Here is a 25,316-nt window from a genome sequence, read left to right as displayed (position 1 = left end):
AAATTGATCCATTTTCAGGCGCAAATGCGCCCGGTTTCAAATGCTTCCGCTGCCTGAACGCCGATCGATGCTCCGCGCGACCGGGCTAGATACTCCAACGCTTCGATAGAGCGTGCATGCGGCCACTCGCGCATCTCGGGAGCATAGGCGCCAAGGGCCTGCAATTTGGTTTCCAAGTGATCGGAAATGTCGACGAAATAAGTCGGTGCGAACGGGTTGATAGAGGTAGGCGGACGCCATTCGGTGCTCGACATCGTCTCGAAGAACAACAATTCGCGCACGGCGTTTCCGGGCTGCGGGCGCGTGGCTGCGATGACAGCATCGTAAATCACGCGGTGGTCGATGTTCACGTCGGAATTCGAATGTGTCAGCACACGGGTCGGTTTGTGCTTTGCCAAGTGTTGCTCGATCACCTTGACCACATCGAGAAGTTCAACCCCATCCATCCGGTTGTCGGGAAAATTCTCAAGTGTGACCGAGGCCGCGCCGACGATTCCGGCTGCCTTGTGCGCACAGCGGGCCAGCTCAGACAGATCTTCGTCTCGGGCCGCGACATCGCGAGCATCGTCGCGCGACGTCGCGCCTTCTGCCAGAATGAGATGATGCACCTCTTCCCCGGCTGCGCAGAGTTTCGCGACGAATCCTCCTGCGCCCAAAACCTCGTCGTCGGGATGTGCGGCTATCACCATCGTCGTCATGTGGTGGCGTCCTTTGCAATTATCCGTGCCCGCGCGACGATGGTGCCGTCGTCTTCGCGTTCGGCCTGTGTCAACTCGATCCTGAGATTCCCCGTCTCAATAAATGCGTGGGGGTAACCTTCCGCATCGAGCATGCGGATGTGATCGTACACGGCGTCGAGCGCTGCTTCGCCGTCGATCGCGCTTTGATCGGGTGTTCGCCTTTTGAAGACGACAGGTTCACCTTCCTGCGCGACAGGTTTCAGATCCTGCTCCACCATTTCGCGGATCATCGGCAACATCAATTGTGCTGCGCGCTCGAAGATATCTTCGGCGGTCCCTGCAAGCGACAAGTCGCGCTTCAGATAAATTGGCCCGGTGTCCAGCCCGGCTTCGCATTGGAGGGCAGAAAGCTTTGTTTGCTCGTGCCCCATCGCGATGAGGTTTTGAAGCGGGCTCCCTCCGCGACCATAAGGTAGGTCGGTCATGTGAAAGATGACGGCGCGAAAATTCTCATGGATTTCGGCCGGCACGATCCACGACCAATGCGGGAAGAAAACCCAGTCGCACCCGAATTGCTCCAAGGCATCGCGCGACAGATCATTCTTCTCGCGAATGCGCAGGACATCGTAGTCGTCGCTCTGGTCCAAAGCCTTGGTGAGCGCGTCGTAACGGGCATGCGGGGTCGCGATGGCGATGCGAAACGTCATTGGCGCAGCCTAGCCCGCGCGTCTGACGTCGCCAACATCACAGGTGCAACAGACTTCGTCATTGTGCAATTTTTCGCCAATCTTGTGTGCCGGTTCGTTCGTAACCGCTGCGCTCGAACAAGGCTTGCGAAGGACGGTTCTTGGACAGCACGGTTGCGAGAAACGTCGATGCTCCGCTCTCCTTTTCCCCGGCCGCGAGGAGCTTGGGACCGAGGCCAAGACCATGAAACCTCGCGTCGATGTGCAGTGAGACCTCAGCTGCGCCTTGCTCGTCGAAATCGAAGCGTATCGAGCCGATATCCCGCTCGCCCACATGTCCGATTAGCAGCAAGCGCGTCTTATCCTCGAGTACACGACTGAGCCAAGCAACGTGATCGCCCCACGCCAGCTCTTCAGGGTTGGTCATCATCGCCCGGTTTTCAGGCGCATTTCGCCACTCGAAGAGGCGTCGTGCATCCTCGTTGGTGGCCCTTCGGACCGACAGCGTATCTTTCAACATCGACAAGCCGACCCGCACGGCTCCGAGTCCATCGACCGTCTTCCGAGCCTTCGAGGCCAGCTCACGGCGCTCCATCGGATTGCCCATCAGCGATGTAATGCGCCCGGCAATTCGTTGCGGCGTCGGGTCTTCGACCGCTGCGACGATACCGCGCGCCGCGAGCTCGGGTACGACGACGTTCTGATTGTCCGCTGCAATCACCAGCAGTGTTGGCACCCCGATACAGCATCGCTCCCACGTCGCGCCGCCCCCGGCACCGATCTGCAGATCGTGGCGCGCAAAGAACGCAGCCAAGTCGGGCAGGTCGAGAGAAAGCATTGCATTGGGCAAAGCCTCGACCCTTTGGCGAAGGCTTTCGAGGTGTGGGTTTGCCGATGTGGTCACGATCTCAACCGGTCCATCAAAGCGCGCTTCTGCTAGAGCATCGACCACGAGTTCGCTGTAGTTCGGCGCGTCGCTCCCGCCCATGAACACGCCGATGCTGCGTACCTGTTCACAGAATTTGTAGCGCGGAGCGTCTGCATAGGCGGGCGCGAGAAGAGCATAGCGGGTCCCGCCGAGTATGCGGGTTCTCCCCACGAGGCGCTCATCGTACTTTGCGCGATGATCGGGCGCGAGATTGTGATCTAGCAGTAGGTCAGCATCAATAGCTCGGTCGGCGAGATCCTCGATCACGGCAATTCGACAATCCAACGCGCTGCTTACTCGGTCATGCCAACGCGCGTCGAAAGCGTAATGATCCACCACGAGCCAATCCGGTCTGAATTGCCCCAGCGCGCTGATGGTTTCTTCGGCGTCGCGATCCTGCGGGACATTCGCCCAGCGACTGTGAGGGATCGCATGATCGGGCTCGAAAGGTTCGTCTGTCGCGGGCAGGGTCACGGTCCGGTTGAAACCGCGATCTGATATTGTCTTCGCGCTCGCAATGCCGAGATCGCGCGTCACGAAACGCACGTCGGCATTCAGGTCTTGCAACGCCCTAGCGAGCGACAGGCATCGCTGGAGATGGCCGATCCCCATTTCGACCGATGCATCCACCCTAATGGCTATCTTCACCCGCCTTACCCCGCCGTGCCGAGAGCGCGATAAAGGAGTTCGGCGCGCTCCCAATCTTCGGGTGTATCGATATCGACGACGCGCGATGCTGGCAGCACGATAGCGCGGCCATTGGAATGTACATCTTCGCCTGCAAGCCAAGTCTTGGCGGCGGCCCAGTAGAACTGTCCGGCATCATAGTAGGCGGGCTCAAGATCCTGCGTGCGCGTAGTCACGTGCTCCGATTGAAATGGAGCCAGGCTGCCGTCTTCCGCGTGCTTCAATGCCCTCTGGATGGGCGAGGGGTACTCCGCGACAGGGAACGTGTAGCCTTTGCCCCGGCTCTCATCCAACAGGGCGAGCGCGTCAGAGATGTCAGCGCTGCGGATGAAGGGTACGCCTGGATAGATGCAACATACGTGAGCGATGTCCCACCCAAGTTTCTGGCATTCGCTTACTGCGTGAGCGACCACGGGCACCGTTGGGGTAAAATCGTCGGCGAGTTCTAGCGGACGTTCAAACGGCAATTCTGCTCCCAATTCGCGGGCGACCTTGGCGATTTCGGGATCGTCGGTCGAGACCACGACGCGCTCAATCTCGGTGCAGGCCATCGCCGCCTCAATCGCAAAACCTATCATCGGCTTGCCCGCGAAGGTTTTTAGATTTTTGCGCGGGATGCGTTTGCTGCCACCGCGCGCAGGGATGATCGCGATGTTCACGCCGACACCGCCTTGGCTACCTCGTCAATGACGCGGGCCTGTTGATCGGGAGTGATCGTCGGGAACATGGGAATGCTGATCGCTTCGGCGTAATAGCTCTCTGCATTGGGGCAAAGGCCGCGTTCAAACCCGAGGCGCCGATAATATGGCTGCAGATAGACCGGGATGTAGTGAAGGTTCACGAGGATCCCGGCATCGCGCAGATGGGAGAACACCGCGCGGTGCTTTTCCGCCGCTACCCGGATCACATAAAGGTGCCAGGCAGAATGCGCGTCAGGGTGCTGCCACGGTGTAGCAACGGGCAGATCGGCGAAGCCTTCATCATATGCTCGCGCAATTTCGCGGCGGCGGGTGATGAAGTCGGTGAGCCGGTCCATCTGGCTAAGGCCAAGCGCCGCGTTGATATCGGTCATGCGGTAGTTGAAGCCGAGGCGGTGCTGCTCATAGTACCATGGCCCGGGGTCTTGCTCTTCCAGCATCTCGGCGTCGCGGGTAATGCCATGGCTGCGATCAAGGCGCATAAGTTCGGCAAGCTCGTCCGAGTTGGTAAGTGCCATGCCGCCTTCGCCGGTTGTGACGATCTTGACCGGGTGGAAACTGAAAACGGCGATGTCGCTGAATTCGCAGGCTCCTACCGGCTTGTCACCAAAGCTCCCGCCGATGGCGTGGGAGGCGTCCTCAATGATGCGAACGCCGTGCTTGCTGGCGGCTGCGTGGATTGCGGCCATATCGCAAGATTGGCCGGTTAGGTGCACCGGAATGACGACTTTGGGTAAGGTTCCTTCTCGTGCGGCCCGTTCGAGTTTTTCTGCAAGGCGCACCGGACACATGTTGTAGGTCCGCTCATCCACATCGACGAAATCGACTTCGGCCCCGCAATAGAGCGCCGCATTTGAGCTTGCGACGAAGGTGAGGGGACTGGTCCAGACGCGGTCGCCCGGACCCACGCCCAGCGCCATGCAGGCAATATGAAGCGCGCTGGTTGCGCTGTTAACTGCGACGGCGTGAGCCGCGCCGCACATACTGGCGACGCGGTTCTCGAACGCAGGGACCACTGGCCCCTGCGTCAGGAAATCGGACCTGAGGACATCGACGACAGCGTCTATATCAGCATCGCTGATCGACTGGCGTCCATAAGGAATGAAGTCAGACATCACACCTGGTGCGTCGGATCGACATGCTGCCTGATCAGCGCGCGTATCTGTTCGACGTTGAGAAAGTCAGGGTTGGTCCCGCTGTTATACGCAAAACCCGGCTCAACCGGCTTGCCGCCGCGCTTCTTCATGTAGTCTTCGACATATTCGTCGCCGGTGCTTGGAAGGATCGCGTAGTAGGGGCCCAGATCGACCGTGTTGAGGCTGTCGCTGGTGGTGATCATTTCCTCGTGGATCTTCTCACCCGGACGGATGCCGACGATCTTGATCTCGCATTCCGGGCCGATCGCTTCGGCAACATCGGTAATGCGGTAGCTGGGGATCTTCGGGACGAAAATCTCGCCACCGATCGCGTTTTCGAGCGCCCACAGGACCATGTCCACGCCTTCTTCAAGGCTGATGTTGAACCGCGTCATCGTCGGATCGGTGATCGGGAAAACCCCGCTTTCCCGCTTGTTCAGGAAGAACGGAACGACCGAGCCACGGCTGCCGATCACGTTGCCATAGCGAACCACCGATAAACGCAGATCACGCGCGCCGCGGATGTTGTTGGCAGCGGTGAAGATCTTGTCCGAGCACAGCTTGGTCGCGCCATACAGATTGATCGGAGCCGCTGCCTTGTCAGTCGATAGCGCCACCACGTTCGTAACGCCGGTATCGAGGCAGCTTTCAATGACATTCTGCGCGCCAAGGACATTGGTCTTGATGCATTCAAACGGGTTGTATTCGGCTGCCGGCACCTGCTTGAGCGCGGCTGCGTGGACGACGATGTCGATCCCTTCGAGCGCGCGGCGCAGGCGATCCTGATCGCGGATGTCGCCGATGAAGTAACGCAGCGCAGGGTTTTCCTGCGGCGAGAATTCCTGGGCCATCTCGTATTGTTTGAGCTCGTCACGCGAATAGATCACGAGACGGCGCACGCCAGGGTACTTCTTGAGCACGGTACGGACGAAAGCGCGGCCAAACGAGCCGGTCCCTCCGGTCACCAGAATGCTTTTGTTATCCAACAAAGGACTTCGCTCCTTTTTGCAGGTTTACGTATCGAAGGATTACGAGCACCCCGCTGATAATGAATGCCACACCGAAAGACACCGCCGTGGCCAGCATAATACCCCGAATTCCTATGCTCTGCGCCCATGCCATGCTGAGCCAGATATTGAGGCCGATTGTAAGCGCGCTGAAAGCAGACATCATCTCAATACGCTTGTCGAAATGGAGGAATTTCATGTTGTGCATGAAGAAGCCCTGCAAAACGATCGCGAGCATGATGTACTTGAGCAGCGGGATTGCGGTGTGAAATGCCTCGCCCAGGATGATCGGGGCGAAGATAAGTGCAAAGAAATAGAACGCTGCAGCGGCGATCGCGGCCAGCGTAAAGTATAGAACCGATACCGAGGCAACTTCCTGCATACCTTCCTGGTGGGCCACCTTGAGCTTGCGAAACAGCCACGGGGTCCAGGCCATCACGAAGCTGAAATTGACCATCCAGAAGGCTGAGGCGAACAAGGCTGCGACGCCGTACATCGCGCTTGCTTCCACGCCGAGGAAATGCGCTGCAATGACCTTGTCCGTGGTGCCAACCACCATGACGACCGCGCCAGCTGGCCAGTACAGGACGCCGAAGGACGCGATGTTTCGATAGAAGGAGCGTTGGGGAACGCGGAACAGGGTCGGAATGGTGAAACCGAGCGAGCGAAGCGAATAGATCGAGGCACAGGCCATTCCGAGCATCCGGCCAAGCACCACGCCGCGCCAATCCCAGCCTGACATCAGGAATGCCACGATAAAGACCATGCTCAGCACCGCCTGGATCAACTGCGTTGCAAGGAACTGCTTGCGGCGGTTGTGGAACTGCTGGAGCGCGAGGACCATGTAGAACACTTCGTACAGAAGCGCGGCGACGACGATGCTGACCAGCCAGGCTTGCGGGAACTTGGTGGCGGTTTCGATGAAGTCGCCGAACACCACTGTCACCAGCGATACGAACAGTGCCAGCACAACCATCACGAACAGGGCGGTGTGGGTGAACTGGTCAAGCTGCTTCTGCTCGAAATCGAGGAAACGCATGCGGATAGCGTCCTGGGTCGTGAGCCCAACGATCGGACGCATGAAGGTCGCATAGGTGACAAACAGCACCCAGACACCGTAACCCGTCGGATCGAGCATGCGCGTTAGGATCGGGGCCAGCAGAAGCGGTACGAGCGCCTCGATGCTGTTCGCAAACGCGTAGAAGAGAGACTGCAATGCCAGAAATGTCTTGGCATTCAATCTGAGTAACTTCTGAATCATCAAACGCTCTTGTGCCCTGTTCCCCGGTCGCACCCGCATTCGGCCAGTGCTTGATAACTCGTAAACCTAAATTGTTAACGATTGCCTGAGATAACGACCTTCATTCTCGGTCGGTACATCCGGCTGATCTTGGAGCAGTTACGGTTTTCGGGGTAGATCAGAGTGGCTTTCAAAGCGGTAAAACTCGACCAATCATTCAAGCGCGATACGCGAAAATCCCAAGGGACGACTTTCGCAGGGGTAGTAGAAGGCGCCTTCTCTAACGAAGCGCATTCCAATCCAGTTTCGCCTCAAGCGACCGATCTGAATGAACGCTATGATCTCGCCACCGCATTGGGCGTGGTGCGCGAAATGGAAACCACTGCGAGCCGGTCGGCCGTTTATGAAGAAATCAAGGCGAAAAACCTGATCTATCGCCTCGTCGACAAGCTCTATCGGATGGCGGGCACACAAATTCTGCAGCCGCTGATCCTGTTCGCCTACATGCTCAAATGCGTGGTCTCGCTTGGCCCCTTCGACGATGAAAGCGCCGAGGCTGCGGCCATCTCCAACTTCCCGAACGAACATAAGACAATTGCGAGGATCACCGCGCTTGTTCCCGACGTAGCTATCGAGCGGATCACTGTGGCGCGCGGTCACATCTTCTCCGTCAGCCAGATCAGCGAAGCACTGGTCATGATCGCGGCGCTCCCGCGACTTTGGTCATTCCTGAAAATTCTGGTGCGCCGTCACAGCTTCATGCCGTCGGCAAGGATCGCGAGCGCGCTCGCCTTTTACATGCGCTTTTCGCGCCACTTTGCCGCCCGTCCGCAGCTCAAGTCGGCCATTGTCGCGAGTAATTATAGCCCCGAGGCGGTTGGCATGTCCGCAGCTGCGCATCAGCATGGACGGCGTGTGATTTATTCCAACCATGCCCCCGTTCCTGCGAACGGGGCCGTGGTGCCGCCTGTGCTGGCTGATTGCGCGATATTCTACGGTGCCAAGATCACGCAAACCTACATGAGCCGCTCGCGTTGTATCGCCGATATTGGCTTGATCGGGCAGCCGGGGACCGCAGGTGAAATGCAGTGGCGCGAACAGGTAGAGACTGTCGGGATATTCCTGACCGCAGGTACCAAGGCTGACGCCCTTCAAAGCCTCATCGCAACGATCCGCGTCGACCTGCCGACGGCTCGTATCATCGTGCGCCAACATCCGGTAACACTGCTCAAGACGGACTTTTCGCTCATTGGGATCGACGATCCTTTGACCCAGCTCACGATTGGCAACCCGCTCGATGACGAGATTGCTGCATGCGACATGGTTATCTGTGGCAATAGCGGGGTCGCGATGAATGTCCTGAGCGGCGGGCGTCCCGTGGCGTATCTTTCGAGCCTCGATGGTTTTCAATTCGACGCCAATGGTTTCGTCGCGAGCCGCCTGGTGATCTCGGTCCCGTGGTGGACCGACGACATCTACGATCGGCTCAGGGGCTTTTATAACGCCCCCGGCTGGCGCGGCGTCATGCAGAGCTACGATGCGTCCTATGGCGCTGATATTGCGCAATTGCGCAAAGATGCAGTTGAAGTTCTGATGCGGCATCTCCGACCAGAGGTAGGGGACGTCGCCGAAAAGGCTCCCAAGGCCGATCAGCGCAAAGTCGCCTGACCGCTTCTCAAAACGCTTCCCAATGGCCCGGTGATTGAATACGGGCCGCGCATGAGTCCAACAGAGCGCAGCGGCGTCGCCATCGCCGTCGCAGGTTTTGCCATTCTTTCGGTTGGTGATGCCGTGGTGAAAAGCATGGCAAGTGACTGGCCCGCATTTGCGGTCGCAGCCCTGCGTTTCAGTCTGGGCGCAATGGGGCTTTCGGTGTTGCTGTGGCGCAGCGAAGGGCCGGCGGCATTTGTCCCGCAAAACTGGGGATTGCAGATCGCTCGCGGGACATGTCTCGCGCTTGCCTCGACCTGTTTTTTTTCCGCGATTTACATCATGCCATTGGCCGAGGCGATGGCGATCGGGTTTCTCGCACCGATTCTGACGCAAATCCTGGCCGGGCTATTTCTCGGAGAGAAGGTGCGTCCCAAGGTCTATGTGATCTCTCTTATCGCGCTTGCTGGGGTGATCATAATCCTCAGGCCCAATCTCGCGCTGTTGGGTTGGGCGGCGCTGCTGCCTCTGATTTCCGCCATATTCTTTGCAACGATGATGGTTCTAAACCGGGTGAGCGCAGGGCAGGGCAGCGTGCTTTCTGCGCAGGTATTTGTCGCAGGTTTCTGTGCACCAATCCTGATCGTGGGCGCAGCCGGAGCGCACCTGTCGGGCATCCCGGAGCTTCAATTCGGCTGGCCCAGTTGGGACGTGGTAGCTCGCTGTGCCATTGTCGCAGTCACTGCCAGCACCGCTCACTGGCTTGCCTATATCGGGACAACGCGTGCAGGCGCTGCACAGGTTGCGCCAGCCATCTACGTGCAGATGCTAGTGGCTGTTTCTCTTGGCTGGGCATTCTTCGGAGACGTGCCTGATGGATACACATTGATCGGTGCCTCTTTGATCATCGCTGCCGGTCTCTACCTCTGGCGCGATGGCCTCAAAACCAACGGGGCACCGTCTTCAGGTGCCCAGAAAGTTTGATCCGGGCTCTGGAACGATTTTCTTCAAGCCTTATTCAACCTTAGACAGTTAACGCGGTCGATCATCGGGCAGGCGACCAAAAATGGGGACAGCAATTCTATGTGCGGCATCATCGGCATTGTGAGCACCAATGAGGTTTCCGACCGGCTCGTCGATGGTTTGAGGCGCATGGAGTATCGCGGATATGACAGCGCCGGGATCTGTACGCTCTTTGAAGACACGATGATCCGCCGCCGCGCGGAAGGTAAGCTCAACAACCTCGTCGAAGTTCTCAAAAATGATCCGGCACAAGGCACGACGGGTATTGCTCACACGCGCTGGGCCACGCACGGCGCGCCGACTGCGGCAAACGCGCACCCGCACGCCACGGGCGAAGTGGCGATCGTCCACAACGGAATTATCGAGAACTTCAAGGAATTGCGTGCCGAAATGGCCGACGCAGGCCGGGAATTCGAGAGCGAAACCGATAGCGAGGTCGTGGCTCACCTGATCTCGCAACAGATTGAGCGCGGTCTCGATCCACTCGACGCCGTTCGCGAAGTCCTTCCCCGCCTGCGTGGTGCATTCGCCCTTGCGATCACGTTCCGCCAATATCCCGACTTGCTGGTCGGCGCACGGCTCGGGTCGCCGCTGGTGGTGGGCTATGGCGAGGACGAGATGTTCCTTGGCTCGGACGCACTCGCGCTCGCTCCGCTGACCCAGCAAATCTCGTATCTCAAGGAAGGCGATTGGGTCGTCGTCGGGCGGACCAGCGCGCAGGTTTTTGACCGCGAGGGCAACCCTGTCGAACGCGAAATCCAGACTTCCGGGGCCTCCGCTGCAGCGACCGAGAAGGGCAATTATCGCCACTTCATGCAGAAGGAGATTTTCGAGCAACCGACCGTGGTGGCCCAGACGCTGGGATCCTATCTGCGCCGTGAGGATGTCTCGGTTGCTCTGCCGCAGTTCGACGTCGACATTTCGGCCATCAGCCGCCTTACAATCGTCGCTTGCGGAACCTCTTATTACGCTGGTCTTGTTGCGAAATACTGGTTCGAACAGTTCGCTCGTGTACCTGTCGACATCGATGTCGCGTCTGAGTTTCGATACCGCGAACCAGTGCTCGAGGATGGCGGTCTTGCACTGTTCATTTCGCAGAGCGGTGAAACGGCGGATACCCTTGCTGCTCTGAGGCATTGCAAAGAGAACGGTCAGGTCATCGCTGTCGTCGTCAACGTGCCCACCAGCACCATGGCGCGTGAGGCCGACATTCTCCTTCCCACGCACGCCGGGCCTGAAATCGGTGTCGCCTCGACCAAGGCGTTCACCTGTCAGCTTGCGGTGCTTGCAGCACTCGCGGCGCACATGGCGGTCAAGAAGGGGCGCATCTCGCGCGAGGAAGAGCGCGAGATTGTGAAGCACCTGCTCGAGGCGCCAGCCTGCCTGAACGAAGCTCTCAATCACGACGACGATATCGCCGCCATGGCGCCCCTGATCGCGCCAGCACATGACGTGCTGTATCTGGGGCGAGGTCAGGACTATCCATTGGCACTGGAAGGCGCGCTTAAGCTTAAGGAAATCAGCTATATCCATGCCGAAGGATATGCATCGGGCGAGATGAAACACGGACCGATTGCTCTCATCGACGACGACGTTCCGGTGGTGGTTATCGCCCCATCTGGCCCACTATTCGAAAAGACCGTTTCGAACATGGAAGAGGTGCGCGCGCGTGGCGGTAAGGTCGTTCTGATTTCCGATGCGAAAGGCATTGCAGAGGCGGGCGAGGGGTGTCTTGCGACGATCGAAATGCCGGTCGTGCACCCGCTTATCGCCCCGCTTGTCTATGCGATCCCGGTTCAATTGCTCGCTTATCATGTAGCGGTTGTTAAGGGTACTGATGTCGACCAACCACGCAATCTGGCGAAGTCCGTGACGGTCGAATAACCTCTTTCGATCAAGCATTTGCTGGACAGTCTGACCACTTTTTCGTCACCAGGCTGTACAACCTTTACCGGGCCATAACCTTTCGGGGTTAATTCGTGTGCCTGTGAGCGACCCAAAAGCCCTTCCACAAACAGTTATCGAGCAAGATTTTTCGATCGCTGCGGTGTTCGGCCTTTCCAAAAAGGGGAAGGTAGACTGGTCGCGCCTGCGCGGCCTTCAGGAAGCAGGCATCGGAAAACTCACGTTTTATCGAGCCTGGACCAACGCTGCGCTCGGTGTCTTTGTCGCTCAGATGTACGCAACCTCAGTCGGGCCGCTCACAGTTGGCTTCTGGCTTGCGACGCTGATTGCAATTCAACTCTACGGAGCCTTCCGAGAGCGCCAGCATTCGCGCGCCGGCGACGGCGCGGTACGCTCACCATTCGGCTGGCACATGGTATTCACGGTCGCTTGCGGCTTCTTGTGGAGCGTTCCGTTCGTCTTTTTCTCGCAGATGGGCACGCCGCAGGAGGCTTCGGCCTTGCTGGTCGTAGCCGCATTGTTGATGGCGCTGAGTGTCTATTTCTTCGTCAGTTCGCCGCTCAACATCCTCGCCTACACGCTTCTGCTCAGCATAGGGGCGGGGCTGCCCTATGCTGTCTCCGGGGAATGGACTGTTCTTGGTGCGATCGCTCTGTTCGAAATTGCCACGATCCTTGGCACTTTCGAGGTCGGACGCAGTTACCTTGCGACACGTCTGGCCGAGGATGCCATTGCCGAAAAGGAAGAGGTCGTCTCGCTTTTGCTGCGCGAATTCGAAGAGAACGAAGCGGACTGGCTTTGGGAGGTCGACACGCGCCGGCGGCTTCGTTCGGTTAGCCCCCGCTTTGCCTTTGCTCTCAACAGCAACGAGCGCGACGTCGAAGGCAAACCATTGCTCGAATTGATCGCAGGCAGAACATGGGAGAGCGGCAAGTTTGCAGCGAGCCTTCATGAACTTGCTGACAAGCTGCGCAACAAGGAGAATTTCTCCAACCTCATCGTTCAGGTTTCGATCAAGGGCGAGGAGCGCTGGTGGGAGCTTTCAGGCACACCGATGCGCGACGATCGCGGCAAATTCACAGGCTTTCGCGGCGTTGGCTCGGATGTTACGGAGCAGCGTAAATCAAGCGAGAAGATCGCTTACCTTGCTCGCTACGACACGCTTACTTCGCTGCCCAATCGCCTTATGCTCACCGAGGCTTTGAGCGATGCCCTCGACTACGCCAATCAGTGGCGGACGCGATGCGCATTGCTGATGGTCGATCTTGATCGCTTCAAGGCGGTGAACGATTCTCTGGGTCACATCACCGGTGACAAGATGCTCGCACAGGTATCTGCGCGGCTTGAGGCGTTGATGGGCGATAAGGCCTTGGTCGGTCGGCTTGGTGGCGACGAGTTTGCGGTCGTCATTCGCGACGCAAGCGACCTCGATTTCATGCGTCAGCTTGCGATCCGTATCATCCAGTCGCTCTCAGAACCTTATCAGGTCGACAACCACACGCTCTATGTTGGCGCCAGCGTCGGCTCGGCTATCGGGCCTCGAGACGGCAAGACGGTCGAGGAACTGATGCGAAATGCCGACCTTGCGCTTTACCGCGCCAAGGATGTCGGCGGGGGCGAGCATTGCCGGTTCGAGCCGGTTCTTCACGCATCCGCCGAAGAACGCCGCCAGCTCGAAGCGAGCCTGCGCAAGGCGCTCGGCCTCGATGAATTCGTGCTGCACTACCAGCCAGTGGTCGATGCCCGCAGCGAGAACATCGTCAGCTTCGAGGCACTGGTTCGCTGGAATTCCAGTGAGCATGGCTTCGTGAGCCCCGGCAAGTTCATCCCGCTTGCCGAAGACACCCGCCTAATCGTGCCCATCGGCAAATGGGTGCTGCGTCAGGCCTGTTTCGAGGCTCGCAACTGGCCTGAGCACGTCAAGGTCAATGTCAACGTCTCGCCAGAGCAGTTGCTGGAGCCGGACTTTCATCAGGAAGTCGTTGATGCTCTCGCATCAAGCGGCTTGCGACCGGAAAGGCTCGAGATCGAAGTCACCGAGAGCATCTTCCTTCGCGACGCCAGCATTGCGCGTAACGCGCTGGAGCAAGCGATGGCGCTCGGCTGTTCCATCGCACTCGATGACTTTGGTACCGGCTACTCCTCGCTCGGATATCTGCGCAAGCTCAAATTCTCGACCATCAAGGTCGACCGGACATTCGTCCAGGGCGCTGCTCAGGGGGCGAACGAAAGCCTCGCGATCATCAATGCCGTGGTCGCCATGGCAAAGAGCCTGGAGATGACCACGACTGCCGAAGGCGTCGAGGATGCGGAACAGGCCGAACTGATCCGGAACCTGGGCTGCGACAAGATTCAGGGCTTCTACTTTGGCCGACCCATGTCGCGTGAGGAGGCGCTCCGCCTGTTTGCCTCAAACGGCAGACGCCAGGATCGGTTGACGGCGTAAGCGAACTCTCTCGCCGACAAGCAGACGCGTATTCAGTTACGCTTCGACAAGGCTTGCGATCACGTTCTCGAAGACCTTGCGCCCGTCAGCGCCGCCGAGCGATGCGTGAGCGGCTGGCTCCATCGCGCGTTCGGGGTGCGGCATCATGCCGAGGACACGACCATTGGCGCTGAGGACCCCGGCAATGTCGCGGCGTGAACCGTTGGGATTGTCGCAATAGCGAAATGCGATCCGGTTCTCCGCTTCCAGCGCGTCGAGGGTGGCCTCATCAGCGTAGTAATTGCCGTCATGGTGCGCGACCGGGACACGCAGGCGCTCGCCCGCTGCGAAGCCGGAGGTGAAAGGCGAAGTCATGTTGGCGACCTCAAGCTCCACAGTCTTGCAGACGAAGCGCTGTCCGGCGTTGCGCATCAGTGCTCCGGGGAGCAGACCGCTTTCGGTTAGCACTTGAAAACCGTTGCATACGCCCAGCACAGGAACGCCGCGCTCGGCTGCGGCGACAACGGCGCGCAGCACCGGGCTCTTAGCTGCCATCGCGCCTGAGCGCAGATAATCGCCATAGGAGAAGCCGCCGGGAAGCGCGATCAGGTCAAGTTGGTCGGGCAGGTCAGCGTCGCCATGCCAAACCCGGATCGCAGTCTCGCCCGAGACGCTTTCAAGCGCCACCGCCATGTCGCGGTCGCAGTTCGATCCGGGGAAGGTGATGACCGCAGCGCGGAAAGCCATCAGGCCGGCTCCCCGGCAGGGGTGAGCTTCTCGATGGCGAAATCTTCGATCACCATGTTGGCGAGCAATTGTTCGCACATCCTCGTGAGAGCTTCGTCGCTGGTGTCATTCGCGACTTCCATTTCGATCATCCGACCAATGCGCACATCCTCGACCCCGTCGAAACCGAGGCTCTCAAGCGAGTGGTGAACGGCGCGACCCTGCGGATCGAGCACGCCGGGCTTGAGGCGAACGAGGATGCGAACTTTCATGGCGGAGTGTCCTGCAAATGGTTGGCGTTGCGCTGTGGAGCCTATAGCGCCTGCGAGCGCGGGCGCAACAAAGCGGGCGGCGACAATCACCCGGCCTATCGCCCCATAAAAGCACCACTTGGTCAGATAGTGGTCACAAAGTGTAACCCAGTCGCAACAATAGCCACCAGAACCGAGACAAAAGCCCTGATTTTCGCAGTGTAGCGCGCAGTGCATCTCGCCCGAATCGACCAAAACTGTAAGGGCCGGCCTCGCTAATCCTCCAAAGCCACCCAAACATGAGGCCCATTCATGTCCCACCGTATCGATAAGGAGCGCGCATTCTGGGCGTGCTCCACTGCAATCTCGGCAGCAGCGATGCTCGCCGCCGCACCTGCCGCTGCGCAGGACAACGAAACCGATGAGAGCGCGTCAAACGGCCAGCTCGGTTCGATCATCGTAACGGCCAACCGCCGCGAAGAAAACCTTCAGGACGTCGCGATCTCGGCTGATGTTCTTGGCCAAGAGCGCATCGACAACATCTTTGCCTCCGCCGCAGACACCACCGCGCTCGCAGGCACTGTGCCCGGCCTCAACGTCGAAAGTTCGAACGGCCGCGTCGCTCCACGCTTCTACATTCGCGGCCTCGGCAACACCGACTTCGACCTCGCCGCATCGCAGCCCGTTTCGGTGATCATGGACGACATCGTCCTTGAAAACGTGACGCTCAAGAGCTTCCCGATCTTCGACATCGAGCGCATCGAAGTGCTTCGCGGTCCGCAGGGCACACTGTTCGGTCGCAACACCCCGGCAGGCATCGTCAAGATCGACACCGTCAAGCCGAGCACGACCGACACCAGCGTCAACATCGGCCTCTCGGGCGGTTCGTTCGGCACCATCACCGGCCAGGCCGCTGTTGGCGCGCCCATCGTGCAGGACAAGCTCGGTATTCGCTTGTCGACCCAGCTTCAGCGTCGCAGCGACTGGATCGACAATGGCTTCACCGGTGAAGAGAACGTCCTTGGCGGCTACACCGATTTCGCGATCCGCGGTCAGGCGCTTCTGACTCCGGACGAGGACAATCGCTTCTCGATGCTGGCATCTGTCCAGTTCCGCGATCTCAACGGCAGCTCGACCTTCTTCCGCGCGAACGCAATCGACGTTGGCGACAACGATCTGCGCGAAGACTTCGACCGTCAGGTCGTTTTCTACGATGGCGGCGGCGGCAACAACGCCGACTACCAGCAGTTCGGCGCGTCGCTGAAGATGGATTACGATTTTGACGGCGCGACGCTGACCTCGATCACCGGCTATTATGAGAGCGAAGGTTCGAGCCGCGGCGACGTCGATGGCGGCAACCTCGTGACCGGCCCGGGTTTCATTCCGTTCCCATCGGACACGCAGGACTCGATCGACCTGCAACAGTTCACCCAGGAAATCCGTCTCGCCTCGAACGGCGACGGCCCGCTTAGCTGGCAGGTCGGCGGCTTCTTCTTCGACAGCGACTTCGACGTGACCACGGTCGGCTTCACCTTCCCGCCGCCTGTCACGGTGAACCACACCAACGAAGCATGGGCGGTATTCGGCCAGCTTTCGTATCAGCTTACCGAAATGCTGCGCGTCACCGGCGGCCTTCGCTACACCGACGACGAGAAGGACTTCTTCGTCGTTTCGGGCGCGGCTCCGCAGCCGGTCTCTGTTCAGGATGACAACGTGGACTGGGACATCAGCCTCTTCGCTGACGTCTCGGACGACACCAGCATCTATGGCCGCGTTGCCAACGCCTTCCGCGCTCCGACCATCCAGGGCCGCGACGTTGCCTTCTTCGCACCGCCGAGCACCGCAGGCAGCGAAGACATCACCAGCTTCGAAGTGGGCTTCAAGAGCGAGTTTGCCGACCGCACGATCCGCATCAACGGCGCTGTATTCTACTACACCGTCAACGATCCGCAGTTCACCGCGGTCGGCGGAGGGGGCAACCTCGTCCAGCTGATCAACGCCAACGAAGGCGAGGCCTACGGCTTCGAACTTGACACCGCGTTCCAGATCACGCCGGACTTCGTCGTCACTCTCGGCGTTGCCTACAACGACACCGAGATTCAGGACCCGAACCTCGAAGTCGGCACCTGCGCACAGTGCACCGTCACTGACCCGACCCGCACGGCGCCCGGTGCATTCGGTCCGGTGACCTTTGCGAACGTGGACGGCAACCCGTTCCCGAACGCGCCTGAGTGGAGCGGCGACTTCACCGCTGAATACACGCTGCCCGTCGGCGCGAACGATGAGTTCTTCGTCTTCACCGACTGGACCTTTCTCGGCGACACCAACTTCCTTCTCTACGAAAGCCTCGAGTTCAACGCCGACAGCCGCATCGAAGGCGGCCTTCGCATCGGCTATCGCGGCAATGGCGGCGAGTACGAAGTGTCGGCCTTCGCGCGCAACATCACCAACGAGGTGAACGTGCTGGGCGTGGTCGACTTCAACAACAACACCGCGTTCGTGAACGAGCCGCGCGTGTTTGGGGTTGCAGTCAACTTCAACTACTAAGTATCAGCTTGATCTGGGTCCGGTTGCTCACTTCGGGAGGCAACCGGAACTGAAACAAGGAGGACCGGCAGGAGGCGACCTGCCGGTTCTTTTTGTTTGTGAGGGGTTCAGCGCTGGATCACGCGGGCGGGCGGAGCCTGCCGCATCGTGTCGAGATCGACAGGCGGGCGCGTGATGCCAGTCATTTCCGGCAGCACCAGGAACTCCACCGCATCATCAGGCGCAAGATACTGCGAAGCGGCGGCTTGCAGGTCCTCCGCCGTGACGCCCTTCAACACTTCTGGCCCCTCGAACCAGCGGTCGAGCCTGTCTGCCTGGCTCTGCGCGCGGTCTGCCAGGTTCATCCATCCGCCAAGATTTTTGAGCGCGTTGTCATAGGCCTCGAGCATCGGCTGACGCGCGCGATCGATAAGGTCGGGGTCTATCGTGCCCTCGCGAAATTCGGCGAGAAGTTCACGGAAGACGCCGCGTACGGTCTCCACCTCGCTCGCCCCGACGGGCGCGAATAGGGTGAAAGTGCCGTATCCGGGGTAGACGCTGCTTGCGAAGCTGCTCGCCTGCGTCGAATAGGCCTGCCCCAGATCCTCGCGGAGCCTGTCGGTAAGCGCAATCCGCATCACGCGGGAGAGCAGTTGCAGTTCTATGGTGGCCGTCAGGTCGCTGTCATCGCGCGTTGGCCAGATCATGCGGACCCATGCCTGATCCTCCTCGCCGCTATGCCGCACGACCTTCACGCCGCGATCATCGGTGAAGTCGCGTGTTCTGGCGGCCTCGCGCGGAAGGAAATCGGCCTCACGCGGGGGCAGCGCGCCCAAGGTGGAGGCGACCGTAGCGATGGCTGCATCCTCGTCGATGTCACCCACCAAAGCGACTTCGATAGCGCCCTTCTCAAGCCGGTCGCCGATCACCTTTTGAAGCTGGTCATAGTCCTTCGCGAAGAATGCCTCGCGGCTTTGAAGGGTGAAGCGCGGGTCGCCGTCCGAGAGGATTTCGCCACTGACCTCGCCATAGGCGCTTGCTGGCGTCGAACCCATGGAGTCGAAGAAATTGTCGATGTTGCGGCGGAACTGGTCGATCCCCTCGGCGCGATAGCCGGGGTCGGTGATCCCTGCGGCGACAAGCTGCATCTGCAGTTCGAGATCGCGCGGGGTGGTGCCACCGGCGAAGCTGAAGGTTTCCGACCCGCTCGATATGTTGAGGCCCACGCTGCGCCCAGCAAGGATGGTCTGCAACTCATCGCGGCTGTGCTGGCCAAGTCCGCCAGCCGAAAGCGATCCGACCAGATAGGTAGCAAGCGGGTCCTCGCGCGAGTTCAGAAGGCTTCCCCCGTCGAGGAGCACGCGGAAACTGACGCGGTCCTCGCGGATATCTGTCTGCTTGATCGTCAGCCGCACGCCATTGGCAAAGGTGATGCAGCGGAAGCCGAAGCGGTCATCTCGTGTGTCGGAGACGACCGTGCCGGGCTCGCCAAAATCTGTGTAGGCGAATTCGGCCCGGCCAGCGTCGGTTGGGGCCTCGATCGGCAATGCCATCGCTTCATTGAATGCCGCGCGCAGGGCCGCCTCGCCGCCCTCTGGCGCGGTGCGTCCCTGAAAGCGGATGAGCGGGTCATCGATGGGCAGGACGTCGGCCTTCAGAACCGCGAAGACGTCTTCGGGCGTGATGCCTTCGGCAGTCTGGTTGAAGCGGGCGAGAGTGTCTTCGGGCGTTGTCGGCACTACGTCATCGGCGACCAGTCTGAGCGCAGAGCCGATGAAGAAGCCATTGGCCCGCGTCCCGGCGCCCGCCACGCGGTTTTCCAGCGCGGTGCGGCCATTGGCTATCTGTTCGTCCACCTCGGCCTGCGTGAAGCCGTAGGTGAGCGCCTGATTGACCTCGCGAATGGCGGCCAGCATGCCTTCGCGCCACTCGCCGTTCTCGGTCGAGATCGTGATCGAGTTGGTGCGCGCATCCTCAAAGATCTCGCCCATGCTGAAGCGGGCGCGCGAGAAAGGAGCGTCCTCCTGCCGCGTGAGGCGCGAAATACGCCGCGCGATGATGTTCATGCCGATCGACCGGAGCAGGTTGTCGCGGCGTACGGCGAGCGTGTCGGGCCGGTCGATCCAGGGGCCGAGCGCGGTGATCGTCACCGATTCCGAAAGCGCGGGGTCGATATAGATGTCGGTCTCGCCGCGGCGGGTAATGTCGACTGGCCCCGTTTCCGGCTCGACCGGAGCGGGCGCGGCGGCCCAGTCGGAGAAACGCTCGCGGATCGCGGCTTCCATCACCTCGACCGGGAAGTCCCCGACAATAACCAGCACGGTGTTGCTGGGCGTGTAGGTGCGCTCGTAAAGGCTCCGCAGCTGCGTGGCGCTCGCGTTTTCGAGCGCTTCCAGTGTGCCGATAGGCAGGCGATCGACGAAGCGTGCGCCGGGAGCCACAAATTCAAGGCCGTCCTCGCGCGCTTTCTGAGCAAAGTTTCGCCTGTCGCGCCGCTCCGACAGGACCACGCCGCGTTCGCGCTCGACCGCATCTTCGGCGATGGTGAGCTCGCTCGCAGTCTCGCGCATCAGCATCAAAGCCGTGCCAAGCAAATTCTCGTCATTGCGCGGCAGGTTGAGCATGTAAGTGATCGCGCCATACCCGGTAGAGGCGTTGGTATCTGCGCCAAACGCAAGTCCCTCGCGTTCAAGCAGCGCGATCATCTCTCCTTCCGGAATGCCCTTCGATCCGTTGAAGGCCATGTGTTCAAGATAATGCGACAGCCCGCGCTCGGCCTCATTCTCGGCAAGCGAACCGGAATCGATCCGCATACGCACCATCGCAGTGCCTTCGGGCGTCGCATTCTCGCGCAGGATGTAGCGCATGCCGTTGTCGAGGACCCCAAAGGTATAGCCGGGATCGACCGGAATATCGCTTTGCTCGAAGTACCAGGTCGGCTCCTCGGTGGTTTCAGCCGACGCCGCGCTATCCTGCGCGGACAGGGCGCTTGTGAGTGCGATGTTGGGAAGGGCAAGCAGAAGGCCGGCAGCAAGTGCGCGCGTCGGAAATTTCATAAGTGGGAAAGTGTCCTAATGTCTCATGGATAAATTGGGTGTGAATGCTTTCATCCCGGCGTCCGGCGGGCGAGCGCGTCGGGATCATCCAGCGCTTCTCGGATCAGGACGAATTCGACCGGGAATGGAAAGGTCGCGACGCGCACATCGAGATTGCCATCATCGCGAAGGGTCATGACCGTGTCGCCGTTCAGCAGGATGTCGCGGCTTAGAAATTCGCCTTTCTTTCCTTCGCGCATGTTGATTGCCACCACCTGCTCCGGCTGCACCCGGAACAGTAGCGCATGGTTCCAGCCATCGACCGCAAAGGCGCGCCCGCGCTCTATCCGAATGCGCTTGTTGTTGGTGGAGATGCGCCAGATGCCATCGATGGCGAGCGGCGTGCCAAGGTCCACGGCGTAGCGATCGGGCAGGGCCGCGCCAAGTGAGATGATCCACGGCTTCTCGCTCTCGATCTCGCCCCCGGTGGCGGTCGGGTCGAGCAATTGCGCGATGTTCGCCTCGGCAAAGCGTGCATAGGCGCCATCGGGAAACTCTGCGGTGTAGGCGCGGTAGGATTGCACCGTGTCGGTGCGTGCGGCGGCGAGCCAGGCCTGTTCGTCGAGCGCGGCGGTGTCCGTGCTTTCGATACCGCGGGTCGAGGACAGCGCGTCGGTCGCATCGGCGAAGTCCACGAGCGGCGCTGCGTCGCCTGCTGCGGGCGCATCTTCGGCATAGAGCCCGGTGAGCCACGCCATTTGCGTGTCGGGCCCTTCAACCAGGAACAGCGGCCTGCCGGTCATGGAAGCGGAGATGAACGGGCGCTGCTCGCCATCGGTGGCTGCCAGCACATCATCGCGCACCATCCCACCGAGCAGTTGCACCGGCAATCCCGGCTGCACGATCCTACGGGCGAGAGCGAGCGCAAAGGGCGAATTGCCGCCCGCTCCATCGAAGGCGAAATTGCCCGGAGCAGCGGCGTAGATCACCAGCATGTCGTCAACCTCAAACGGCGCGAGGCCGCGCGAGACGCTGCGATTGTCGTCGGTCCAGCGCACTGCAAACGGATTGTTGCGACAGGCATCGAGCACTGCAATCCTCAACTGCGCGCCCTCAATCGTGTCCAGAATACGTCCGAACTCGACCGCTTCGAACGGCAGGTCCTTCTCTGCATTGAGCGCGGCATCGACGGGCAGCAGCCAGTTGGTGCCTTTGCTCTCGATCCCATGCCCAGCGTAGTAAACGAGCGCGGCGTCCGCCCCATCAGCTTTCTCGCGAAAGGCGCGCAGCTGATTCATGAATTGAGGTCGTGCGACGTTGGAAGCGAGCTCCACCGTATCAAAGCCCGCTTCACGCAGAGCGCCCGCGATCAGTCCGGCGTCACGTCCCGGATTAGCAAGCTGCGAGGTGTGTTCGTAATCCGAATTGGCAATGACCAGCGCGACTTTCTGCGCGCTCGCGGGTGCAGGCGAAGCGAGCAGCAACGCTGCCAGCGCCGCCCAGGCAGCCGCCCATGCCAATGCAATCCGCTCCATCCTCTTCCCCTTGGGGAGCGAGAATAGAGCGTCGGTCCAATTCGTCCAGTTTCAAACGCGGGCGGCTGCCCTCGCGTCCACTGCTACTTCTTGACGGGAGGCGTTCCGCGCAGGCGTGAACGATGGCTGGAGAGGTCGAGAACCTCGCCTGGCCCGTTGTCCTCCTGCTGAAGCAGGCCAAGACGGCGTGCGACTTCGCGATAGGCCTCTTCCTCACCGCCGAGGTCGCGGCGGAAGCGGTCCTTGTCGAGCTTTTCGCCGCTCGCCATGTCCCACAGGCGGCAGCCGTCGGGGCTGATCTCGTCAGCGAGGATCACACGGCTGTAATCGCCATCGTAAAGCCGTCCGAACTCAAGCTTGAAGTCGACGAGGCGGATGTCGATCGCTGCGAACATCCCGCACAGGAAGTCGTTGATGCGGATCGCCATCGAAGAGATGTCGTGCATCTCCTCGTTTGAGGCCCAATTGAAGCACGCAATATGCTCTTCCGCGACCAGCGGATCGCCCAGCGAATCGTCCTTGTAGTAATACTCAATCAGCGTGTGAGGCAGAGGCTCGCCTTCCTCGATGCCGAGGCGCTTCGAAATCGAGCCCGCCGCGACATTGCGCAGCACCACTTCGATCGGGATGATCTCGACCTGCCGCACCAATTGTTCGCGCATGTTGAGGCGGCGGATGAAGTGGGTCGGGATGCCGATATGCGAAAGGCGGGTGAAGACGTGCTCGCTGATGCGATTGTTGATCACGCCCTTGCCGTTGATCGTGCCCTTCTTCTCGGCGTTGAAGGCGGTCGCATCATCCTTGAAATACTGGATGAGCGTGCCCGGTTCGGGACCCTCATAGAGGATCTTGGCCTTGCCTTCGTAGATTTTGGAGCGGCGGGACATCGACAGAAAATTCCCCTCTTGCTGCGAATGGTGCCCGGGGGCGGAATCGAACCACCGACACGCGGATTTTCAATCCGCTGCTCTACCCCTGAGCTACCCGGGCATTCGCTGCGGCGACGGGGACGTTAGCGCATTTACGCTGCCCCGGCGAGCCAATGAGAGCGGCGCTATGGCGAAGCTGGCGGGCCTTGGCAAGAGGGAAAAGGGAGCAAATCGCGCCTTTTTCCTATTCCTGTGCATCCCAGTCACTTGCGGCAATGGCTTCGGGGTCGACCGGCTCGCCCGCAACCGTATATCCATCGCCGAACCACTGCGCGAGATCGCGATCCTTGCATCGCTGGGAACAGAACGGCGTGAATTCTTCAGCGCGCGGTTTCTTGCAAATGGGGCAGGATTTGGAAGGTCTCGTCATGCGCTGACGACTTGGGCACTGGGCGCTTCGAGCGCAAGCCCGGGTTCGGTCTCTATCCGCAAGGGGCGACCTGTCCGGCGCTCGAGGTCCGTGATCCAGTCGGGCTTGATCTTGGCCACGAGAGCAGGGTGGACCCGTAGGAGTGTGACGCCTGCCCCTGTGGCGCGCTCGGCGACGCGCACGGCATAGCGCGCACACAAAGCGGTGCGGGAGTTGGCAAAGCGGTGAAGAAACGAGGGACCCTCGAGCCGCGCGACCAGTTGCACGAAGCCAAAACCGTTCATCGACGTGCGCTCATGCGACCAGTCGGCGAGAGCGCCTTCGAGCGCTTCGTCGACGGCTCGGCGGTCTGCTTTGGCTTCGAGTGTTGGGAAGTCGATGCCGATATTGCCGCCGATATCGAACCAGCGCAGCGCCTTTGCGATCGCAGGCACGGCCGCAAGCGCAAGATCGCGTGGAGGCAGGTCACCGTCGATATCGATCACCGTCATGGCCGGGGTCACGCTGCAAAGCACTTCGCCACCGGCGAACGCGATGGTGCCCGAAGAGGCCGAGTGCCAGACCTCCTCCCAGTCGCCCATTTCGAACTGGCTGACGCTATCGCCAAGAACATACAGGTCCTTCGTCCGTGTTTCGCCCGCTGTGTTGTCAGCATCGTCCAATGGCCGGCTGCCGACCATGAAACAGCGTCCCTGAGCGCGTTTAAGGCGTCCGCGTTCGGCGATGGGGGCGCGGGTGATGCGCACTCCGATCTGGGCGCCCTCAGTCGCTTCGGGTGGTAATTGGTCGACGAGCACTTCCTGCCCGCTTTCAAGCGTTGCGGTGCCTCGTCTTTTGCCTGCGGCCTTGGAAGTCAGCTTGGCAAAAAGCCCATTGCCCGCGCTGATTTCGCCCGGCCAGCTCAGCTTGGAAGCCACGATCTCGCCGTTTTCGATAAGCAGCGCCCGGGTTTCCCCGATCCCGTGCTCTACAAGCCACTCAGCCAATTGCGAAACCCGCAGACTTGAGCAGCGCCCGTGTCTCATAAAGCGGCAGGCCCATGACGCCCGAATGGCTGCCTTTCATCCACTGGATCAAGGCTTCGGCCTGTCCCTGAATCGCATAGCCTCCCGCCTTGCCGCGCCATTCACCGCTATCGAGGTAGCTCGCGATTTCTTCGTCCGAGAGGTTCTTGAAGCGAACGACGTTCTCGTTGAGCCGCTCGCGCAGTGATCCGTCAGGCGCGCGCAGGACGACGCTGGAAAGCACGACGTGTCGCCTGCCCGAAAGCAGTTTCAGGCAATCGCGTGCTTCTTTCTCGTCTTCGGTCTTAGGGAGGATGCGCCGCCCTGCCGCGACGACGGTATCGCCCGCCAGCACGAAGCCGGGAGCCTCGACGGCAAGCGCTTTCTCGCGGCCCATGCGAAGCGCGTAGTCGCGTGGCCGCTCATCTTTAAGCGGTGTCTCGTCAATATCGGCAGGTGTCACAGCATCGGGCGTCACGCCGAGACGCGCCAAAATGTCGCGCCTGCGCGGTGAGGCCGATGCCAATGTCAGCTGAAGCGCGCTCATCAGCGCGGTCGCTTACTGAGGACCGGGACCGCCGCGGCCCGGCATAAAGCGATAGGTGATGCGCGCCTTGGTGAGGTCGTACGGCGTCAGTTCGCAAAGCACTTCGTCACCCACCAGCACGCGGATGCGGTTCTTGCGCATCTTGCCTGCCGTGTGACCCAGCACTTCATGGCCGTTTTCAAGCTCTACCCGGAACATCGCATTGGGCAGCAGCTCGACGACGCGCCCGCGCATTTCGAGAAGTTCTTCCTTGGCCATGTAATTCCTTGCGTTTTTGGTTGTCGACGAATTGACGTTCGCCGTGCAGTTGGTCGTTCTGCGCGGGCCA

General features: G+C 60.3%; 21 protein-coding genes and 1 tRNA gene. 5 read left to right on the top strand and 17 right to left on the bottom strand.

The features are described from left to right. Positions 1–14 precede the first annotated feature (14 nt). Genes AC0V6T_RS09725 through AC0V6T_RS09695 form a run of 7 tightly spaced genes read right to left on the bottom strand, consistent with a single transcriptional unit; the run spans position 15 to position 7,083 of the window. A complete protein-coding gene (locus AC0V6T_RS09725) occupies positions 15–698 on the bottom strand; it encodes a PIG-L deacetylase family protein (RefSeq protein ID WP_486126419.1) in 684 nt (227 codons plus the stop codon). After that, positions 695–1,387 carry a formyl transferase gene (locus AC0V6T_RS09720; RefSeq protein ID WP_486126417.1) on the bottom strand — a complete coding sequence of 231 codons (693 nt, stop codon included), beginning with the start codon at positions 1,385–1,387 and terminating at the stop codon, positions 695–697. The genes AC0V6T_RS09725 and AC0V6T_RS09720 overlap by 4 nt, the downstream gene beginning before the upstream one ends. Positions 1,388–1,445: 58 nt before the next feature. Continuing rightward, positions 1,446–2,942, bottom strand: coding sequence for a UDP-2,4-diacetamido-2,4,6-trideoxy-beta-L-altropyranose hydrolase (pseG, locus tag AC0V6T_RS09715; protein WP_486126415.1), 1,497 nt, complete (start codon positions 2,940–2,942; stop codon positions 1,446–1,448). A gap of 5 nt (positions 2,943–2,947) precedes the next feature. Further along, a complete protein-coding gene (gene pseF, locus AC0V6T_RS09710) occupies positions 2,948–3,640 on the bottom strand; it encodes a pseudaminic acid cytidylyltransferase (RefSeq protein WP_486126413.1) in 693 nt (230 codons plus the stop codon). Then, positions 3,637–4,794 carry a UDP-4-amino-4,6-dideoxy-N-acetyl-beta-L-altrosamine transaminase gene (gene pseC / locus AC0V6T_RS09705; RefSeq protein WP_486126411.1) on the bottom strand — a complete coding sequence of 386 codons (1,158 nt, stop codon included), beginning with the start codon at positions 4,792–4,794 and terminating at the stop codon, positions 3,637–3,639. The genes pseF and pseC overlap by 4 nt, the downstream gene beginning before the upstream one ends. Further along, positions 4,794–5,801, bottom strand: a complete 1,008-nt coding sequence (gene pseB, locus AC0V6T_RS09700; RefSeq protein ID WP_007163476.1) for a UDP-N-acetylglucosamine 4,6-dehydratase (inverting) — start codon at positions 5,799–5,801, stop codon at positions 4,794–4,796. Before pseB ends, pseC begins: the two co-directional genes overlap by 1 nt. Then, on the bottom strand, positions 5,794–7,083 hold the full coding sequence (locus tag AC0V6T_RS09695) for a lipopolysaccharide biosynthesis protein (RefSeq protein WP_486126409.1): 1,290 nt from the start codon (positions 7,081–7,083) through the stop codon (positions 5,794–5,796). Before AC0V6T_RS09695 ends, pseB begins: the two co-directional genes overlap by 8 nt. A gap of 162 nt (positions 7,084–7,245) precedes the next feature. Here AC0V6T_RS09695 and AC0V6T_RS09690 point away from each other — a divergent pair, with 162 nt between their 5' ends. From AC0V6T_RS09690 to AC0V6T_RS09675, 4 genes are all read left to right on the top strand, one after another. Next, positions 7,246–8,730, top strand: a complete 1,485-nt coding sequence (locus AC0V6T_RS09690) for a hypothetical protein (RefSeq protein ID WP_486126407.1) — start codon at positions 7,246–7,248, stop codon at positions 8,728–8,730. 51 nt (positions 8,731–8,781) lie between these two features. Further along, positions 8,782–9,696, top strand: a complete 915-nt coding sequence (locus AC0V6T_RS09685) for a DMT family transporter (protein ID WP_007163479.1) — start codon at positions 8,782–8,784, stop codon at positions 9,694–9,696. A 99-nt stretch (positions 9,697–9,795) separates the two neighbouring features. Beyond that, positions 9,796–11,619 (top strand): glutamine--fructose-6-phosphate transaminase (isomerizing), encoded by a 1,824-nt coding sequence (gene glmS / locus AC0V6T_RS09680; RefSeq protein ID WP_486126404.1) that lies wholly within the window; start codon positions 9,796–9,798, stop codon positions 11,617–11,619. A gap of 103 nt (positions 11,620–11,722) precedes the next feature. Further along, a complete protein-coding gene (locus AC0V6T_RS09675; RefSeq protein ID WP_486126402.1) occupies positions 11,723–14,086 on the top strand; it encodes a putative bifunctional diguanylate cyclase/phosphodiesterase in 2,364 nt (787 codons plus the stop codon). 36 nt (positions 14,087–14,122) lie between these two features. Here the strand turns inward: AC0V6T_RS09675 and purQ are convergent, their stop codons facing one another. Both purQ and purS read right to left on the bottom strand, forming a co-directional pair. Continuing rightward, the gene (purQ, locus tag AC0V6T_RS09670) at positions 14,123–14,812 is read right to left on the bottom strand and encodes a phosphoribosylformylglycinamidine synthase subunit PurQ (RefSeq protein WP_486126400.1); all 690 of its coding nucleotides are present in this window, start codon (positions 14,810–14,812) and stop codon (positions 14,123–14,125) included. Beyond that, on the bottom strand, positions 14,812–15,063 hold the full coding sequence (gene purS / locus AC0V6T_RS09665) for a phosphoribosylformylglycinamidine synthase subunit PurS (protein ID WP_486126398.1): 252 nt from the start codon (positions 15,061–15,063) through the stop codon (positions 14,812–14,814). The genes purQ and purS overlap by 1 nt, the downstream gene beginning before the upstream one ends. A gap of 291 nt (positions 15,064–15,354) precedes the next feature. Here purS and AC0V6T_RS09660 point away from each other — a divergent pair, with 291 nt between their 5' ends. Beyond that, positions 15,355–17,589 carry a TonB-dependent receptor gene (locus AC0V6T_RS09660; RefSeq protein WP_486126396.1) on the top strand — a complete coding sequence of 745 codons (2,235 nt, stop codon included), beginning with the start codon at positions 15,355–15,357 and terminating at the stop codon, positions 17,587–17,589. A 107-nt stretch (positions 17,590–17,696) separates the two neighbouring features. Here AC0V6T_RS09660 and AC0V6T_RS09655 read toward each other — a convergent pair whose 3' ends face one another. From AC0V6T_RS09655 to infA, 8 genes are all read right to left on the bottom strand, one after another. Next, positions 17,697–20,624, bottom strand: coding sequence for a M16 family metallopeptidase (locus AC0V6T_RS09655; RefSeq protein ID WP_486126394.1), 2,928 nt, complete (start codon positions 20,622–20,624; stop codon positions 17,697–17,699). A gap of 50 nt (positions 20,625–20,674) precedes the next feature. After that, positions 20,675–22,138, bottom strand: coding sequence for a caspase family protein (locus AC0V6T_RS09650; protein WP_486126392.1), 1,464 nt, complete (start codon positions 22,136–22,138; stop codon positions 20,675–20,677). An 83-nt stretch (positions 22,139–22,221) separates the two neighbouring features. Beyond that, positions 22,222–23,025: a phosphoribosylaminoimidazolesuccinocarboxamide synthase gene (purC, locus tag AC0V6T_RS09645; protein WP_007163487.1), complete on the bottom strand. Its 804-nt coding sequence runs from the start codon at positions 23,023–23,025 to the stop codon at positions 22,222–22,224. 28 nt (positions 23,026–23,053) lie between these two features. Continuing rightward, a tRNA-Phe gene (locus AC0V6T_RS09640) sits at positions 23,054–23,128 on the bottom strand. A 123-nt stretch (positions 23,129–23,251) separates the two neighbouring features. Next, entirely contained in the window at positions 23,252–23,437 is a 186-nt protein-coding gene (locus tag AC0V6T_RS09635; protein WP_486126389.1) for a DNA gyrase inhibitor YacG, read from the bottom strand. Next, positions 23,434–24,423, bottom strand: coding sequence for a ribonuclease E/G (locus AC0V6T_RS09630; protein WP_486126387.1), 990 nt, complete (start codon positions 24,421–24,423; stop codon positions 23,434–23,436). The genes AC0V6T_RS09635 and AC0V6T_RS09630 overlap by 4 nt, the downstream gene beginning before the upstream one ends. Next, complete coding sequence (locus AC0V6T_RS09625) at positions 24,416–24,988, bottom strand: Maf family protein (RefSeq protein ID WP_486126385.1); 573 nt, start codon at positions 24,986–24,988, stop codon at positions 24,416–24,418. Before AC0V6T_RS09625 ends, AC0V6T_RS09630 begins: the two co-directional genes overlap by 8 nt. A 12-nt stretch (positions 24,989–25,000) precedes the next feature. Further along, positions 25,001–25,246, bottom strand: a complete 246-nt coding sequence (gene infA / locus AC0V6T_RS09620; protein WP_007163491.1) for a translation initiation factor IF-1 — start codon at positions 25,244–25,246, stop codon at positions 25,001–25,003. Between the last annotated feature and the right edge of the window lie 70 nt (positions 25,247–25,316).

It is taken from the genome of Erythrobacter sp. S158 (assembly GCF_057364915.1).
This window is presented reverse-complemented; position numbering and strand designations above follow the sequence as displayed.

Excerpts from the sequence above, each read along its gene's own strand:
- AC0V6T_RS09725 (WP_486126419.1), bottom strand. The coding sequence starts at position 698 with ATGACGACGATGGTGATAGCCGCACATCCCGACGACGAGGTTTTGGGC.
- AC0V6T_RS09720 (WP_486126417.1), bottom strand. The coding sequence starts at position 1,387 with ATGACGTTTCGCATCGCCATCGCGACCCCGCATGCCCGTTACGACGCG.
- pseC (WP_486126411.1), bottom strand. The coding sequence starts at position 4,794 with ATGTCTGACTTCATTCCTTATGGACGCCAGTCGATCAGCGATGCTGAT.
- AC0V6T_RS09695 (WP_486126409.1), bottom strand. The coding sequence starts at position 7,083 with ATGATTCAGAAGTTACTCAGATTGAATGCCAAGACATTTCTGGCATTG.
- AC0V6T_RS09685 (WP_007163479.1), top strand. The coding sequence starts at position 8,782 with ATGAGTCCAACAGAGCGCAGCGGCGTCGCCATCGCCGTCGCAGGTTTT.
- glmS (WP_486126404.1), top strand. The coding sequence starts at position 9,796 with ATGTGCGGCATCATCGGCATTGTGAGCACCAATGAGGTTTCCGACCGG.
- purQ (WP_486126400.1), bottom strand. The coding sequence starts at position 14,812 with ATGGCTTTCCGCGCTGCGGTCATCACCTTCCCCGGATCGAACTGCGAC.
- purS (WP_486126398.1), bottom strand. The coding sequence starts at position 15,063 with ATGAAAGTTCGCATCCTCGTTCGCCTCAAGCCCGGCGTGCTCGATCCG.
- AC0V6T_RS09660 (WP_486126396.1), top strand. The coding sequence starts at position 15,355 with ATGTCCCACCGTATCGATAAGGAGCGCGCATTCTGGGCGTGCTCCACT.
- AC0V6T_RS09655 (WP_486126394.1), bottom strand. The coding sequence starts at position 20,624 with ATGAAATTTCCGACGCGCGCACTTGCTGCCGGCCTTCTGCTTGCCCTT.
- AC0V6T_RS09650 (WP_486126392.1), bottom strand. The coding sequence starts at position 22,138 with ATGGAGCGGATTGCATTGGCATGGGCGGCTGCCTGGGCGGCGCTGGCA.
- purC (WP_007163487.1), bottom strand. The coding sequence starts at position 23,025 with ATGTCCCGCCGCTCCAAAATCTACGAAGGCAAGGCCAAGATCCTCTAT.
- AC0V6T_RS09635 (WP_486126389.1), bottom strand. The coding sequence starts at position 23,437 with ATGACGAGACCTTCCAAATCCTGCCCCATTTGCAAGAAACCGCGCGCT.
- AC0V6T_RS09625 (WP_486126385.1), bottom strand. The coding sequence starts at position 24,988 with ATGAGCGCGCTTCAGCTGACATTGGCATCGGCCTCACCGCGCAGGCGC.
- infA (WP_007163491.1), bottom strand. The coding sequence starts at position 25,246 with ATGGCCAAGGAAGAACTTCTCGAAATGCGCGGGCGCGTCGTCGAGCTG.